Consider the following 14,289-nt stretch of genomic DNA (forward strand, 5'->3'; position numbering starts at 1 on the left):
CATTGCGATGAACGACCGCACAGTGGCCCCACGCCCCGCGGGCACCGGTTCGACCGGTGCCCGTGCGGGCGTTCCGGCTGCCCGACCCGACTCGGAGGCTCCGATTCCCCCGACCACGGAAGCCGACCAGAAGACCCACGTCCGGCCGGGTGACCGGATCTTCGCAGGCCTGGCCACGGGGTCGGGCATCTTCATCGTGGTCCTGATCGCGGCGATCGGCGTCTTCCTGCTGCTCCAGGCCATCCCCTCGCTCGCGCTGGACAAGGTCAACTTCCTGACCAGCCGCGAGTGGTCCACCGGCGACGTCAACGACATGCGCTACGGCATCCTCGACCTGCTCCTGGTCACCGTGGTGTCGTCGGCGTTCGCGCTGATCATCGCGATGCCGATCGCCCTGGGCATCGCCCTGTTCCTCACCCAGTACGCGCCGCGCCGGCTCGCCCGGCCGTTCGCGTACGTCATCGACCTGCTCGCCGCCGTGCCGTCGATCATCTTCGGCCTGTGGGGCCTGCTCGTGCTCGGCCCGGTGCTCACCCCGATCGGCGAGTGGCTGACCTCCACCCTCGGCTGGATCCCGCTGTTCGCCGAGGGCAACGTCAGCATCGAGCTCGGCGGCACCATCTTCACCGCCGGCATCGTGCTGGCCGTGATGATCCTGCCGATCATCACCGCGGTCAGCCGCGAGGTGTTCGACCGCACGCCGGTCACCCACGTGGAGGGCGCCATCGCGCTCGGCGCCACCAAGTGGGAGGTCGTGCGCACCACCGTGCTGCCGTTCGGCAAGGCGGGTTACGTCAGCGCCTCCATGCTCGGCCTCGGCCGCGCCCTCGGCGAGACGATCGCGTTGACGATCATCCTCAGCGGCACGGGCGCCGCGTTCGCGTGGAGCCTGTTCGACGGCGGCGCGACGTTCGCGTCCAAGATCGCGCTGGCCGCGCCCGAGTTCAACGACCCGCGCACGGCGGGCGCCTACATCGCCGCCGGCCTGGTGCTGTTCGTCCTCACCTTCGGCGTCAACGCCCTCGCCCGGTCCATCGTCGCCGGTCACAAGGAGTACGAATGACGACCGACACGGCGGACCTGAACCGCCTCGCCACGCCGCCGACGTTCCAGAGCGTCAGCGGCGCGCGCAAGCTCAAGAACGGCGTCGCCACCGTCCTGGTGTACGGGGCGTTCCTCGTCGCGATCGTGCCGCTGATCTGGGTGCTGTGGGTGGTGATCCAGCGCGGTTTCCCGGTCGTGCTCGACGGCGACTGGTGGCAGAAGTCGCTGTCCGGCCTGCTGGGCCGCCAACAGGGCGGCGGCGTCTACCACGCGATCTACGGCACGCTGGTGCAGGGCCTGGTGTGCGGTGTGCTGTCCGTGCCGATCGGCCTGTTCGTCGGCGTGTACCTGGTGGAGTACGGCGGCCGGTCCAAGCTGTCCCGGGCCACCACGTTCATGGTCGACATCCTCACGGGTGTGCCGTCCATCGTGGCCGCGCTGTTCGTCTACACGCTGTGGATCACCTACTTCGGCTTCGGCCGCAGCGGTTTCGCGGTGTCGCTGGCGCTGGTGCTGCTGATGGTGCCGGTGATCGTGCGGACCACCGAGGAGATGCTCAAGATCGTGCCGGACGAGCTGCGCGAGGCGTCCTACGCGCTCGGCATCCCCAAGTGGAAGACGATCGTGAAGGTCGTCATCCCGACGGCGCTGTCCGGCATCATCACCGGCATCATGCTGGCGCTGGCCCGCGTCATGGGCGAGACCGCGCCGGTGCTCGTGCTGGCCGCGTACGCGCCGTACATCAACTACAACCTGTTCGACGGGCCGATGGCGTCGCTGCCGCTGCTCATGACGTCGGAGCGGAACAACCCGACGCAGGCAGGCTTCGAGCGGATCTGGGGTGCGGCGATCACCCTGGTCATCATCATCACGCTGTTCAACCTGCTGGCCACCGTGATCTCGCGGTGGCTGGCTCCGAAGACGAAGTGAGCGGGCGGTCATGGCCAAGCGCATCGACGTGAAAGACCTCAACCTGTACTACGGCAAGTTCCACGCCGTGGACGGTGTCTCGCTCGCCGTGCCGCCGAAGAACGTGACGGCGTTCATCGGCCCGTCCGGTTGCGGGAAGTCCACCGTGCTGCGGTCGTTGAACCGCATGCACGAGGTGGCGCCCGGGGCTCGGGTGGAGGGCACCGTGCTGCTGGACGGCGAGGACATCTACGCGTCCTCCGTCGACCCGGTGCAAGTGCGCCGGACCATCGGCATGGTGTTCCAGCGCCCCAACCCGTTCCCGACGATGTCCATCCGGGACAACGTGGTGGCGGGCCTGAAGCTCGCGGGCGAGCGGAACAAGAAGAAGCTCGACGAGGTGGCCGAGCGGTCGTTGCGCGGGGCGAACCTGTGGAACGAGGTGAAGGACCGCCTCGACCGGCCCGGCGGCGGCCTGTCCGGTGGTCAGCAGCAGCGGCTGTGCATCGCGCGGGCGATCGCCGTGCAGCCGGACGTGCTGCTGATGGACGAGCCGTGCTCGGCGCTGGACCCCATCTCCACCCTCGCGATCGAGGACCTGATCACGGAGTTGAAGAAGGAGTACACGATCGTCATCGTGACCCACAACATGCAGCAGGCGGCGCGGGTCAGCGACCAGACCGCGTTCTTCAACCTGCTGGGTGTCGGTCAGCCGGGTCGGCTGATCGAGGTGGACGACACGGAGAAGATCTTCTCCAACCCGAGCCAGAAGGCCACGGAGGACTACATCTCCGGCCGTTTCGGCTGATCACCGCGTTGGCTCCCGGAAGCCCTCCCACCAGCGGTGGGAGGGCTTCCGCGCGTTCGGGTGACAGGGGAACCACGGGCTCGCCCCAGCCGTCAAAATCGAGACACGGTCGCCCGTTCGGGGGTACCGTGACCGTTGGGATCGGCAGACTCGCAGGGGGTAACCGTGGCGGCGGAAGGTGCGTTGAGCGCCCAGTCCATGCAGGCTATGACGGCCAACATGGTGGGGCTGAAGCAGGCCGCCGAGTCGGGCTCGTTCGCCATCAGCCAGGAAGGCGCGGACGCCTACTTGAAGGCGATCGACAACGCGATCACGGACCTCAACAAGACGCAGCGCGAAATCCTTCGGCTCCGCCAGGAGACCAAGCTCGGCACCAGCCCTGACGGCGCCGCCATGGCGCGGTACAACCAGGAGAGCGTCGAAGGTGGAGCAGGCACGACCGGCATCGTCCCGGCGGTCGAGCAGCTGCGGGCCGCGTTGAACGAGGCACGTGAGGCGTTGCAGAAGGCGGTCGAGAACTATCGTGAGGTCGACAGCTCGAACGCCAGCACCTACCAGCGCTACTGAGGGTGGAGTCAGTTGATCAAGGGATTGTCGACTCGCGTCGTCCTGTCGTTCGCCGTGCTGGGCGCGGTCGCGACCGGCTGCACGACCGGGGGGATCGCCACGCCGGGACCCACGGGGGCAACGACGACCGAGCAGACGTCGGAGGCCACCACCAGTAGCGGCAAGCCGTCGGGTGGTGGTGACTCGTTGGCCGACTTCGACCCGTGCGCGGTCCTGGAGCCGTTGATGTCTCAACTGGATCTCTCGAACCTCGAAAAGGTGGACGAGAAGGAATGCAGCGCTGAGTACCCGTCGTTGGGCCTTGTCAGCGTCACGAAACAGCCTGAGCTGGCCATCGCCGACGCCGTGGGTGACGGCAAGAAGACCGACATCTCCATCGGCTCGCGCAAGGCCAGGGTCGTAGAGGCACCGGCCGGCAAGAACACGTGTCTGGTGACCGTCGAGGTGGCGCCAACATCCAGGGTCGACGTCGGCGCCATCTCCAACACCTCGGGTGCCGAGGCATGTGAGGTCGCTACCAAGGTCGCCACCGCCGTCGAACCGAAGCTGCCGAAGTAACCCAGAGGGGGGAGAACGTCGTGACGCCGCCGAACTCGCAGCCGCCGTCCAACTCGCTGCCGCCGCAGAGCGGCAACCAGGCCACCCAGGTCACCTACGCCGGGCAGACCGAGGCTGAACTGCGCGCCGAGTACGAGCGCGAACGCGCCGCCAACCCGGGGATCTTCGGCGCCATCACGACGCTCGACGACTACCTGCGCTACAAGCAGCAGTCGGCGCAGTACCAGTCCACGCAGGAGCAGCAGCTCGAGCAGGTGGTGGAGAACTACCGGCCGCCGCTGTCGCCGCCCGGCTCCCACTACATGGGCTACGACCACAAGGCGCTCAAGGACATGGTCACCACGAACATGTCCCCGAGCACGGCCAACGAGCAGGGTGAGGCCTGGACCAAGCTCGGCAACACCCTCGCCGAGCTCCAGACCAACCTGAGCAGCGCCACGGCCGCCAGCAAGGGCGCCTGGCAGGGCGCGGCGGCGGAGTCGGCGCAGGGCTACTTCACCAACGTCGCCACCTGGTCCGGCAACGCCGCCCAGGGCGCGCAGCTCACCGGCAACAAGCTCTACACCCAGAGCCAGGCGGCCGAGACGGCGAAGAACGCGATGCCCGAGCCGGTCGAGTTCAGCACCGCCGACGCCTACAAGATGTTCTTCGCCGAGCCCAACCCGTTCAAGTGGGCCGAGACGATCGACCAGATCGAGCAGAAGTTCGAGGAGAAGCAGCAGGCCCACGAACGTGCGGCCGAGGTCATGACGACCATGTCCACGAGCTTCCAGGAATCGGGCTCGACCATGCCCGCCTTCTCTCCGCCACCGCCCATGGCGGGCTCCGGCGGCGGCGACCCCGGCCAGCCCGGCACGGGCGAGATCGGCGGCCGGCCGACCGTCCCCAGCGGCACGGGGACGGGCACGGGCACCGGAATGGGCGACTACAGCCTGCCCGGCGGTGGCGGAACCGGCGGTGGCAACACCAACCAGTCCGGCTGGAACGGCCCCGGCGGCATCTCGACGCTGCCCGGGCCCGGCGGCGGTGGTGGCGGTGGTGGTGGTGGAAACACGAACATCCCTGGCCCCGGTCCCTACCCGCCCGGCATCTACCCGCCCGGCACCTACCCGCCCGGCACCGGGCCCAACCGGCCCCCGATGCCGCCCGGCGGACGTCCGAACCCGAACCTCCCCGGCGGTGGCGGCAACAACCGCGGGCCCGGCGGTGGTCCCGGCGGCGGTGGCACGGGCCGCGGCCCGGGCGGTGGTCCCGGCGGCATGACCGCGGCCGGTCGCGGTGGCATGGCGGCCTCGGCGGTTTCGGTCCCGGCGGCAGCGCGGGCACGCTCGGCGAGGCCGGCCGGACCGGCGCCGGCGGCTTCGGTCCCGGCGGCAGCGGTGGTCTCGGTGGCGCGGGCGCGGCGGGTCGCGGTGGTCCCGGCGGCATGGGTGCCGGCATGGGCGCGGGCGCCGGTGGCGCGCGCGGCCAGGGCGACGAGGACAAGGAGCACAAGGCCGCGTCCTACCTGGTGGAGACCGAGGACGTCTTCGGCGACGGCACCATGGTCGCTCCGCCGGTCATCGGCGGGTGAGCGTGTTCTCGTTCGCCCTGTCCCACGCGGCGGCCGACATGCTCTGGGAGGACCTGAGGCTCGGCAGCCGTCCCTACCCGTTCGAATTCCCCTACCTCGGGCAGACGGTCGACGAGCGGCGCGGCATCCGCAACGCCGTCTACCGCGACCTGGAGTCGCGCGGCCTGGCCCAGCGCGGCCGGGTCGCGCCCGAGGTGGAGGAAGCGCTCACCCTGCTGGTCCGCTTCGACTACAGCCTCAACGCGGTCGCGTCGCTCGACGCGCGCAACGTCGAGCGCCAGCTGCTGGCGCGCGGCGGCGCGGCCGGTGAGAGCGCGGCGCTCGCGGTGATGGACGACCGGCAGATCAAGGTCGACCTGATGCGGGCGCCCGCGTTGCTGCGCACGATCGTGGACCTCGTCCCGCCGTCCCGGCCGGGCCCCGGCCAGTCGATCACCGTGCCGATCCCGACGTCCGCGCCGCCACCGCCGCGCCGCGACGACGACTTCGGCAACGCCACGTTCACCCAGACCATGGCGCCGCGCTCGACCGCGGGCACGCAGGTCCGCGCGCTGGAAGCGGTGTTCGAACGCCCCCGGCTGCGCGCCGGCCAGTTCGGCGTCACGGTGCGCGGCAGGCACGGCCGGGAGCAGCGCGCGCCGCAGATCGCGTGGTTCGACAACGACCAGGGCCGCTACATGTCGCAGACGCGGCAGGGGCAGGACGGCCAGAAGTGGCTCACCCACGCCCCCGCCGACAACGCGCGCATCGCCGGCCAGCTCGCGCAGGAGCTGAACGGCCTGCTCGCCTGACGCTCAGGAACCGTCGCCGGTGTCGCCGTGGTAGCCGGGCATCCGGCCGGTGACCACGAAGACGGTGCGCTTGGCCACCGACACCGCGTGGTCGGCGAAGCGCTCGTAGAACCGGCCGAGCAGCGTCGTGTCGACCGCGGACGGCACGCCGTGCGCCCAGTCCTTGTCCATGATCACCGTGAACAGGTGGCGGTGCAGGTCGTCCATCGCGTCGTCGGCGTCCTCCAACGACCGCGCCCGCTGCACGTCCTGCGTGCGGATGATGTCGGTCGCCTCGCGCGCCAGCTCGACCGCGATGCGGCCCATCTCGGCGAAGTACGGCCGCACCGTGTCCGGCAGCACCGGGTTCGGGTGCCTGCGCCGCGCGGCCTTGGCCACGTGCAGCGCGAGGTCGCCCATCCGCTCCACGCTCTCGGCCGCGTGGATCACCGCGAGCACGATGCGCAGGTCGGTCGCGACCGGCGCCTGCAACGCCAGCAGCGCGTACGCCTGCTCCTCGATGTCGGCGCGCACGTCGTCGATCTTGGCGTCGTCACCGATCACCTGCTCGGCGAGGGCGAGGTCCGCCCCGAGCAGGGAAGCGGTCGCGCGCTCCATCGCGTCGCCTGCCATGCCGCACATGTCGGCGAGCTGGTCGGCGAGTTGTCCGAGCTGGTCGTGGTAGGCCTCACGCATGGGCGTCAGCCTACGGCCAGGTCATCGCGGTAGCGACCCGCCCCGGTGAACCCGTGGTGAACCCAAGACGTCCAGTCCTCTAGGCGCAGGGGTCCTTCCCCGCGTTGACCACGTCCAGGTCCTCGGGCGGCGCCGTCTTGCCCGGATCGGTGCCCGCCGGCTGCGGGGCCCGGACCTCCTCGTCCCAGCCGGGGCCGATCAGCAGCTGCACCGAGCCGCCCATGTTCGCCTGGAACTGCAACGTCGCGCCGGGCACCGAGGACAGCAGCGTCGCCGCCGCGTCCTCCGCGCCGATCCCGTACAGGATCACGGTCTTCTCGGCGGGCGGCGCGTCACCGGGGATGACGACGTCGTAGCCGAGCTCCCGCAACGCCAAGGTGGTCCGGCGGGACGCGCCGTCGTTGTCCGGGTCGCCGTTGCGCACCTGGACCTTCAGTCCCTTGTGGTCGATGACCTTGCCCTGCTTCGGGCCGGCCGGCGGCGTGGAGGTCTGCGTCGCGCCCTGGGCGGCCTGGTTCGGGTCGGTCGCCGTGGTGTCCGGGGTCTCCTCCGGCAGCGGGGTGCCGTCGATGATCGCCTGGAACAACGCCCTGGTTTCCTCTTCCTTCAACAGCTCCAGGTTGTCGTCGTTGGACTTCGTGGGGCCTTCGGACGTCTTGTGCGGGACGGTGACGAACGTGACCCGGCCCGCTTCCAGGCTCTGCAACGACTGCGCCAGCGTCAGCATGTCGTTCACGCCGATGTTCTGGCCCACGGTGGACGCGGCGAACGCGTTGAGGAAGGCGTTGAGCTTGCCCGGGTTCAGCAGGATCTCCGACGACAACGCCTTGCGCAGCAACGACGACAGGAACTTCTGCTGCCGCGTCACGCGGTCGTAGTCGCCGAGCACCTCGCCGTCGACCTTGCGGGCGCGCACGTAGTCCAGCGCCTTGTCGCCGTTGACCTCGAACTTGCCCGCCTTGTCGAAGATCACGCCGAGCTCGTCGTCGTCCATCGGCCTCGGCACGCACACCGGGACGGTGCCGATGGCGTCGACCATGCCCTTGAAGCCGTTGAAGTCGACGCTGATGAAGTGGTTGATCTCCAGGCCGGTCAGCTCGGTCATGAACGCGCTGACGCACTTCGGGCCGCCGATCGCGTACGGCTCGTTGGCCTTCACGTCCTCCTCGGCCTCGAGCGTCTCGCCGGTGTACTCGCCGGTGTCGGGGTTCCACCGCTCGCACTTGGGCCGCTTGATGAGGAGGTCACGCGGCACGGAGACGACGACCATCCGCTTACGGTCGGCCGGGATGTGCGCGAGCATCAGGACGTCCGAGCGCGCGCCCGCGGTGTCCTCGGAGTTCGGGTCGCCGACGCCGTCCTGCGGCTTCGCGCCCGCGCGGGTGTCCGAGCCGACGATGAGGAAGTTCTCGTCGCCGAGCTGCTTCTCCGCCTCGTGCACCGCGGCGGAGTTCGTGTTCAGCGCGTCGATCTCGGTGAACTTGCTGTCGATGTAGAACATCGCGCCCCAGCCGAGGCCGGTCGACACGAACACCAGCACGGCGGCGGTCAGCGCGACGACCTTGACCGCGCGCACGATCTTGCTGTGCTTGGCCGTCCGGCCGCCGCGGCGCGGGCCGTCGTCGTGGGGGTCGTCGACCGGCGAGGCGTACTCGGTGGCGTCCTCGTCGTGCTCGGCCTTCCACGGCATGAGCTTCTGGCGGCGTTCCTTGCGCAGGCGTTCCTGCTCGGCCAGCTCGTCGTGGACGGCGGAGAAGCGGGCCAGCGTGTGGTCGACCTCGCGACGCTTCTTGACGTCGTCGCTGATGGCCTCCATCTCCGTGGTGAGGCTGGCCGGGTCGATGGCCTCGCGCGGCTCCGGGCCCGCGTCGAGGCGGGCGGCGATGACGGGCGGCGCCTGGTCGGGCGCGGCGGCGGGGCCGTCGTCGGCGAACCTCCGGCCGGGCACGTCGCCGGCCGGGCGCGGTCCGCTGCCGTCCTCCGCGAGCCGGCGCGGTCCGCTGCCGTCGACCGGCACGACCGGTGGGCCGTCGGCGAGGCGGCGGGGCCCGCTGCCCTCGGGACGGCGGCTCGGGTCTTCGCCGGGCGGGACGGGCGCGGGGCGGCGGGGGTCGACGGCCGGGTCGGGTCGGCGGCCGGGGCGCGGCGCGCCGGTCAGGTCGTGCGGTCCGCTGCCGTCGGCGAGGCGACGGGGTCCGTCGGCCGGCAGGCCGGGACGGGGGCGTTGGCCGGTGTGCTCGCCGGGGCGCGGCCCGTCCGCGAGCCGCCTCCCGATGCCGTCGGCCGGGGCGCCTTCGGCGACGCGGCGTCCCGGCGGTCCTGCTTCCTCGGGCCGCGGGCGCGGGCCAGTGCCGTCCGCCAGGCGACGAGGCGCGTCGGGCGCCGGTGGCGGGTTGCCGTCCGCCGACCGCCGTGGCGCGCCTGGCGCGAGGTCTTCGGGCCGCGGGCGTGGTCCGCTTCCGTCGGCCAGGCGGCGAGGCGTGTCGGGTGCGAGGCCGTCGGACCGGGGCCGTGGTCCGCTGCCGTCGGCCAGGCGACGGGGTGCGTCGGGGGCCAGGTCTTCGGGGCGCGGGCGCGGTCCGCTGCCGTCGGCGAGGCGGCGGGGTGTGTCGGGGGCCAGGTCTTGGGGGCCGTTGCCGTCCGCCAGGCGCCTGGGCGGTGTGTCGGGCGCGAGACCTTCGGGCCGGAGCCGTGGTCCGCTGCCGTCGGGGAGCCGTCGACCCGGCGCGGCGCCGGGGAGGTCCGGGCGCGGGCGTTGGCCGGTGCTCTCGGCGCGTCGTGGCCCGGCCGGGTCCTGCGGGCGGCCGTTGGTCGGAAAGCGCGTTCCAGGCTCGGCGGGAGGCGCGGGGCGCGGGGCGACCGGACGCCCCGGGCCGACGTCGTCCGGTCGGCCGGCGTAGCCGTTCGCGGGTCCGCCGGCCGGCGGGGGCGCGGGACGGCGGCGGGTGCCGGTGTCCTCCGGCACGGGACGCGGCGTCCGGGTGCCGGTGCCGTCACCGGCGGCGAAGAAGTCGTTCGGGGGCGGTGCGGTGGGGCGGCGGCCGGCGACCGGCGGTGCGCCGTTGGTCGGCCTGGGCCGGGTGCCGGTGTCCTCGGGTGACGGTGGCGCGTAGTCCACCGGCGGCACTTGCCTGCGCGGCGGCTCGGGCGCGGCACGGCGGCCGGAGCCCTCGGGGGCGTGCCTGCCGTTCTGGGGCGGCGTGGGTCTGCGGGGCGGCTCTGGCTCGGGCGCGGCGCGCCTGCCGGTGTCCGACGGACCGGGCGGGACCGGGCGTGGGATGTTCGTGCGGCTGTGCTGTTCCAGCAGGTCGGACACGCTCAGCCCGCCATCGTCCAGCGACCTGCGGCGACGGCCGGTCGGCTGGTCCTCCTGAGGGGCCTGGTCACCTCCGGGTCCGGGGCCGCCACGGCGGGGCTCGTCGGGCACCCGGTCTCCCTTCAGCTTCGGTCATTAGTCGGTCGTCATCACGAGTTGACGACAGCAAGGACACATTGGTTGCACCAACGGCGTGTCACTTGCCTTGGCGATACTACGGATGACGGCCAGTCCTGACGACCACTCCCGGTGATACAGGGGTCGGCAGTACTCGGTTGCGCGCAGCAGACTACGTCCGAAAGGGTGAGTGACGGTCAGGTGTCAGTAACCGGCGACCCGCGATTCGGCTATGCCCCGTCGCCCGGAAGCGGCACCCGCCAGGAGGACGCGGCCGTTCTCGCGATAGGCGACGGCGTTCCGTCCTGACTGCTTGGCGGTGTAGAGCAAGCTGTCCGCGCGCAGGAGTTGCTGCTCCGGACCGACCGGCGGACGCGTCGGCGCGCCTGCCGATGCCGGCTCATAGGCCAATCCGATGCTGACGGTCACTCGCAAACCGGGCGCGAGGGAAGCCCAGGCGTGACGCTCGACACGCAGCCGGGCCGACTCGGCGATCTCCACGGCCGGCGCGGGCTCGACGTCGGGCAGCACGAGCACGAACTCCTCGCCACCGTAGCGGGCGCAGAAACCGCCCTCCGGCAGCTCCTCCTGCAACAGTTCGACCACGCGCTGCAACACCCGGTCACCCAAGAGGTGCCCGAACGTGTCATTCACCTGCTTGAACCAGTCCAGGTCGATCAACGCGATGGCGAGGCCCGCCGCGGTGGAGCCGCGCTCGGCGACCATGTGGAGCAGGCGCTCGTCCAGGTATCTGCGGTTGTAGCTGTCGGTGAGGCTGTCGCGCAGGCTCTGCTCGCGGGCCTCGGCGTGCTCGCGGCGCAACCGGTCGACCTCCCGGCGCAGCTGCTCGGGCACCTGCGGCGGGTCGTCCTGGTCGGCGTAGACCAGGTCGAACGCGGAGCGCAGGTGCTGGTAGGCCTGTCGCCACTGGCCCCGGGAGGCGAGCAGCGCGGCGATCGACTCGTGCAGTTGCACCAGGCCGGTGCCCTCGCTCTCGGACGCGGGCATGCCCCCTCCGTGCCGGCCGTCGCGGTCGGACTCCGCGACTTCGGGTCGCAGTGCGGTCATCGCGCTCACCTCCCTTCTTGCCAAGGTGTCGTCTGATCCGAGGCGACGCTTGAGCGGGCGGGACGCGTCATAGAGGGATTTCCCTCGACTGGTTGACCGTGCACTGCTCCGAACTAGTGGCATTCAGTGATCGAAAAGCCGAGAAGTTCACCGAGCGTGGTCAACCGGGTCGGCGTCACCTCAATTGACGCACGGGGCGAAGCCGTAGGCCTTGCCGTTGAGCAGCACGACGTGCTGCGAGCCGATCTGGCTGCCGATCTCGGAGCCGTCCTGCACGACGGTGAGCGTGACCGCGACGACCAGCACCACGCCGCGCGGGTGCTCGTCCTCGCCGGGCGGCGCCCACGCCGGGTCCAGGCGCAGCGTCGACATGGTCGGCTGCACCTTGATCGTGCCCGCGGGCAGCTCGCAGTCCTCGTCGCGGAAGTCCGGGTGCTGGGTGTCCTTGAGCAGGTCGCGCTGCTCGGTCGTGCCCTGCCCGCCCGCCTCGTTGAGGTCGGCGAAGTAGCCGGACACGAGTTCCCGCTCCACGTCGGTGACCTGGAGCGGCCGGGCGGCGCCGGTGATCGCCGAGCCGCAGCCGGCCAGCAGGAGGGCACACGCCAGCGCCGTCGCGGCGCGCGCCACGTCAGCCACCCGAGTGCAGTTCGTCGGCGCCGACGGGCACGGTGGCGTCCTCGGGGTCGTCCAGCCAGCCCTCGGGCAGCACGACCTTGCCGGGCGAGCCCTGCCTGCCGCGCGGCTCGTCGGCGTTGTCCGGGAACTCCAGCGTCGGGTCGAGCCTGCCGACCAGGTCGTCCAGCTCGGCGAGGGTGGAGACCATGGCGAGGTTGCGCCGCAGCTCCGCGCCGACCGGGAAGCCCTTCAGGTACCAGGCCACGTGCTTGCGCAGGTCGCGCAGGCCCTTGTCCTCGCCGAGGAAGTCCGCGAGCAGCACGCCGTGCCGGCGCAGGATGTCCGCGACCTGGCCGAGCCGCGGCCCCGGCGGGATCGGTTCGCCGCGGAACGCCGCCTGCAACTCGCCGAACAGCCACGGCCGGCCGAGGCAGCCGCGGCCGACGACGACTCCGTCGCAGCCGGTTCGGGCGACCATGTCCAGGGCGTCGCGAGCGCTGAAGATGTCGCCGTTGCCGAGCACGGGGATGCTGGTCACGGCCTCCTTCAGGCGGGCGATGGCGGACCAGTCGGCCTTGCCGGAGTAGCGCTGGGACGCGGTGCGCGCGTGCAGGGCGACCGCCTGCGCGCCCTCGTCCTCGGCGATGCGGCCCGCGTCGAGGTAGGTGAGGTGCTCGTCGTCGATGCCGATGCGGAACTTGACCGTCACGGGCACGCCGGCGGGCTCGGCGGCGCGCACCGCGGCGCGCACGATCTGCCGGAACAGCTGCCGCTTGTACGGCAGGGCCGCGCCGCCGCCCTTGCGCGTCACCTTGGGCACCGGGCAGCCGAAGTTCATGTCGATGTGGTCGGCCCGGTCCTCGTCCACGATGATCCTCGCGGCTTCGGACATCGACTTCGGGTCGACGCCGTAGAGCTGCATCGAGCGGGGGCTCTCGTCGGCGCCGAACGTGATCATCTGCATCGTCTTGGCGTCGCGCTCGACGATCGCCCGTGCGGTGATCATCTCGCAGACGTAGAGCGACGTGGGGCTGCCGAACTCGCGGCAGAGCTGCCGGAAGGCCACGTTGGTGATGCCCGCCATGGGTGCGAGCACGACGGCGGGATCGACCGGGTAGCGGCCGATCTTCAGGGGCTTGGTGGTGTGCAAGGCGGTGGACATCGCCGTCCATTGTCGCCCAGCGCTGGTAGTGGTGGGTGCCACATCACCGAATCGCCCTCACCCGCCACGCCTGCTCCAGCGCCAGGACGTGCCCGGTCGTGGAGGTGATGTCGGCGTCCGCGCCGGCGCGGGCACGCAGCCCGGGCACCTCGCCGGTGTACCGGCGGTGGGTCTGCGCGTCGGGCCAGAACGTGGCGACGAGGTGGCGGTTCGCGGACAGGCGCGCGACCACGCCGCCGAGCACACCCGCCGCCGCCATCGCCGGCCCCCACACCTCGCGCTGGACGTCGGCGAAGTGGTCCTCCGCGCCCGCGGCGAGCAGGCAGTCCGCGACGCGCAGCACCGGACCCTCGATCGCCTCGGTCAGGGTCGCCACCGTGCCGGGCAGGGTGAGGACCGTCTCACCGAGCGCGACCGCGATGTCCCGGTAGCCGCTCGCGTCGGCGACCGCGTCGTGCCGGTCGCGCAGGAACACCTCGTGGCTCGCGGCGTCCGCCCACAGCGCGAGCACGTGCGCGCGGCCCGTTCGCGGGTCCCAACCGCCGACCTGCCCGACCAGCCCCGGCTGGTCGCCGATCACCGTCCACCTAGCCTGAGCGGCGCCGAACCGCTCGCGCGATGCCGTCGGCACGTCACAGGTTATCCACTTGGCGAGCACGGGGCGCCTCCGTCCGTCGAGGCCGTCGATCCTGCGACCTCGTCCGCGCTGGAGGTCAAGTGCCGGATCACGGCTGGACGACCCTGGGCTGGGGAGTGCGGCGAGCGACATGGGCCCGCAGGGATTCGGTCAGCTCCCGGACACGGTCGTGGACGAGGCCGCGAGGGCGAGCGCCGCAGCGAGGTGCTTATCGCCCACCTGTGCCCAACGCCGGCGCACTCACCCGTTCCGGTGGAGTTCACCGGCATTCGTTTTCCGGGCGAAGTGCAATGGAAATGGTGGGCCGCCAGGGACTCGAACCCTGAACCCGAAGATTGTGGATCTACTTTTCTCGTCGTCTGCCAGTACCTTCCATGACCCACCGCTGCCTGCGGTAACTTCCGATCGTAATCGACGCTGCGGATGGAACGATACGGTCGTCTGTCGTT

General features: G+C 71.4%; 14 protein-coding genes, 1 tRNA gene and 1 pseudogene. 8 read left to right on the plus strand and 8 right to left on the minus strand.

The window, feature by feature from the left end; translation table 11 throughout:
• Nucleotides 1-7: 7 nt before the first annotated feature.
• From pstC to LNK82_RS48580, 6 genes and pseudogenes are all read left to right on the plus strand, one after another.
• Nucleotides 8-1,063, plus strand: a complete 1,056-nt coding sequence (gene pstC / locus LNK82_RS07875; protein ID WP_230566280.1) for a phosphate ABC transporter permease subunit PstC — start codon at nt 8-10, stop codon at nt 1,061-1,063.
• A complete protein-coding gene (gene pstA, locus LNK82_RS07880; protein WP_230566281.1) occupies nt 1,060-1,974 on the plus strand; it encodes a phosphate ABC transporter permease PstA in 915 nt (304 codons plus the stop codon). The genes pstC and pstA overlap by 4 nt, the downstream gene beginning before the upstream one ends.
• A gap of 10 nt (nt 1,975-1,984) precedes the next feature.
• Nucleotides 1,985-2,761 carry a phosphate ABC transporter ATP-binding protein PstB gene (gene pstB / locus LNK82_RS07885; protein WP_141980105.1) on the plus strand — a complete coding sequence of 259 codons (777 nt, stop codon included), beginning with the start codon at nt 1,985-1,987 and terminating at the stop codon, nt 2,759-2,761.
• A 165-nt stretch (nt 2,762-2,926) separates the two neighbouring features.
• Complete coding sequence (locus LNK82_RS07890) at nt 2,927-3,328, plus strand: hypothetical protein (RefSeq protein ID WP_230566282.1); 402 nt, start codon at nt 2,927-2,929, stop codon at nt 3,326-3,328.
• 12 nt (nt 3,329-3,340) lie between these two features.
• Nucleotides 3,341-3,886 carry a DUF3558 domain-containing protein gene (locus tag LNK82_RS07895; RefSeq protein ID WP_230566283.1) on the plus strand — a complete coding sequence of 182 codons (546 nt, stop codon included), beginning with the start codon at nt 3,341-3,343 and terminating at the stop codon, nt 3,884-3,886.
• A 347-nt stretch (nt 3,887-4,233) separates the two neighbouring features.
• Nucleotides 4,234-4,584, plus strand: a pseudogene (locus tag LNK82_RS48580) (PPE domain-containing protein); the annotation flags it as partial.
• Here the strand turns inward: LNK82_RS48580 and LNK82_RS07900 are convergent.
• Nucleotides 4,521-4,793, minus strand: coding sequence for a hypothetical protein (locus LNK82_RS07900; protein ID WP_230566284.1), 273 nt, complete (start codon nt 4,791-4,793; stop codon nt 4,521-4,523). The pseudogene LNK82_RS48580 and the gene LNK82_RS07900 sit on opposite strands and share 64 nt — an antisense overlap.
• A gap of 519 nt (nt 4,794-5,312) precedes the next feature.
• Here LNK82_RS07900 and LNK82_RS07905 point away from each other — a divergent pair.
• A complete protein-coding gene (locus tag LNK82_RS07905) occupies nt 5,313-5,459 on the plus strand; it encodes a hypothetical protein (RefSeq protein WP_230566285.1) in 147 nt (48 codons plus the stop codon).
• Nucleotides 5,456-6,250, plus strand: coding sequence for an ESX secretion-associated protein EspG (locus tag LNK82_RS07910; protein WP_230566286.1), 795 nt, complete (start codon nt 5,456-5,458; stop codon nt 6,248-6,250). The genes LNK82_RS07905 and LNK82_RS07910 overlap by 4 nt, the downstream gene beginning before the upstream one ends.
• Nucleotides 6,251-6,253: 3 nt before the next feature.
• Here LNK82_RS07910 and phoU read toward each other — a convergent pair whose 3' ends face one another.
• From phoU to LNK82_RS07945, 7 genes are all read right to left on the minus strand, one after another.
• Complete coding sequence (phoU, locus tag LNK82_RS07915; protein WP_230566287.1) at nt 6,254-6,925, minus strand: phosphate signaling complex protein PhoU; 672 nt, start codon at nt 6,923-6,925, stop codon at nt 6,254-6,256.
• 79 nt (nt 6,926-7,004) lie between these two features.
• Complete coding sequence (locus tag LNK82_RS47615) at nt 7,005-10,352, minus strand: LCP family protein (protein ID WP_230566288.1); 3,348 nt, start codon at nt 10,350-10,352, stop codon at nt 7,005-7,007.
• 210 nt (nt 10,353-10,562) lie between these two features.
• Complete coding sequence (locus LNK82_RS07925; RefSeq protein WP_230566289.1) at nt 10,563-11,426, minus strand: GGDEF domain-containing protein; 864 nt, start codon at nt 11,424-11,426, stop codon at nt 10,563-10,565.
• Between the two features lie 180 nt (nt 11,427-11,606).
• The gene (locus LNK82_RS07930; RefSeq protein WP_230566290.1) at nt 11,607-12,053 is read right to left on the minus strand and encodes a hypothetical protein; all 447 of its coding nucleotides are present in this window, start codon (nt 12,051-12,053) and stop codon (nt 11,607-11,609) included.
• Nucleotide 12,054: 1 nt separating this feature from the next.
• Nucleotides 12,055-13,203 carry a tRNA dihydrouridine synthase DusB gene (dusB, locus tag LNK82_RS07935; protein WP_230566291.1) on the minus strand — a complete coding sequence of 383 codons (1,149 nt, stop codon included), beginning with the start codon at nt 13,201-13,203 and terminating at the stop codon, nt 12,055-12,057.
• A gap of 43 nt (nt 13,204-13,246) precedes the next feature.
• Nucleotides 13,247-13,972: a DUF4937 domain-containing protein gene (locus LNK82_RS07940; protein WP_268995985.1), complete on the minus strand. Its 726-nt coding sequence runs from the start codon at nt 13,970-13,972 to the stop codon at nt 13,247-13,249.
• 165 nt (nt 13,973-14,137) lie between these two features.
• Nucleotides 14,138-14,221, minus strand: a tRNA-Ser gene (locus LNK82_RS07945).
• Nucleotides 14,222-14,289: the final 68 nt, after the last annotated feature.

It is taken from the genome of Saccharothrix luteola (assembly GCF_020859565.1).
In the GTDB taxonomy this organism is placed as follows: domain Bacteria; phylum Actinomycetota; class Actinomycetes; order Mycobacteriales; family Pseudonocardiaceae; genus Actinosynnema; species Actinosynnema luteola.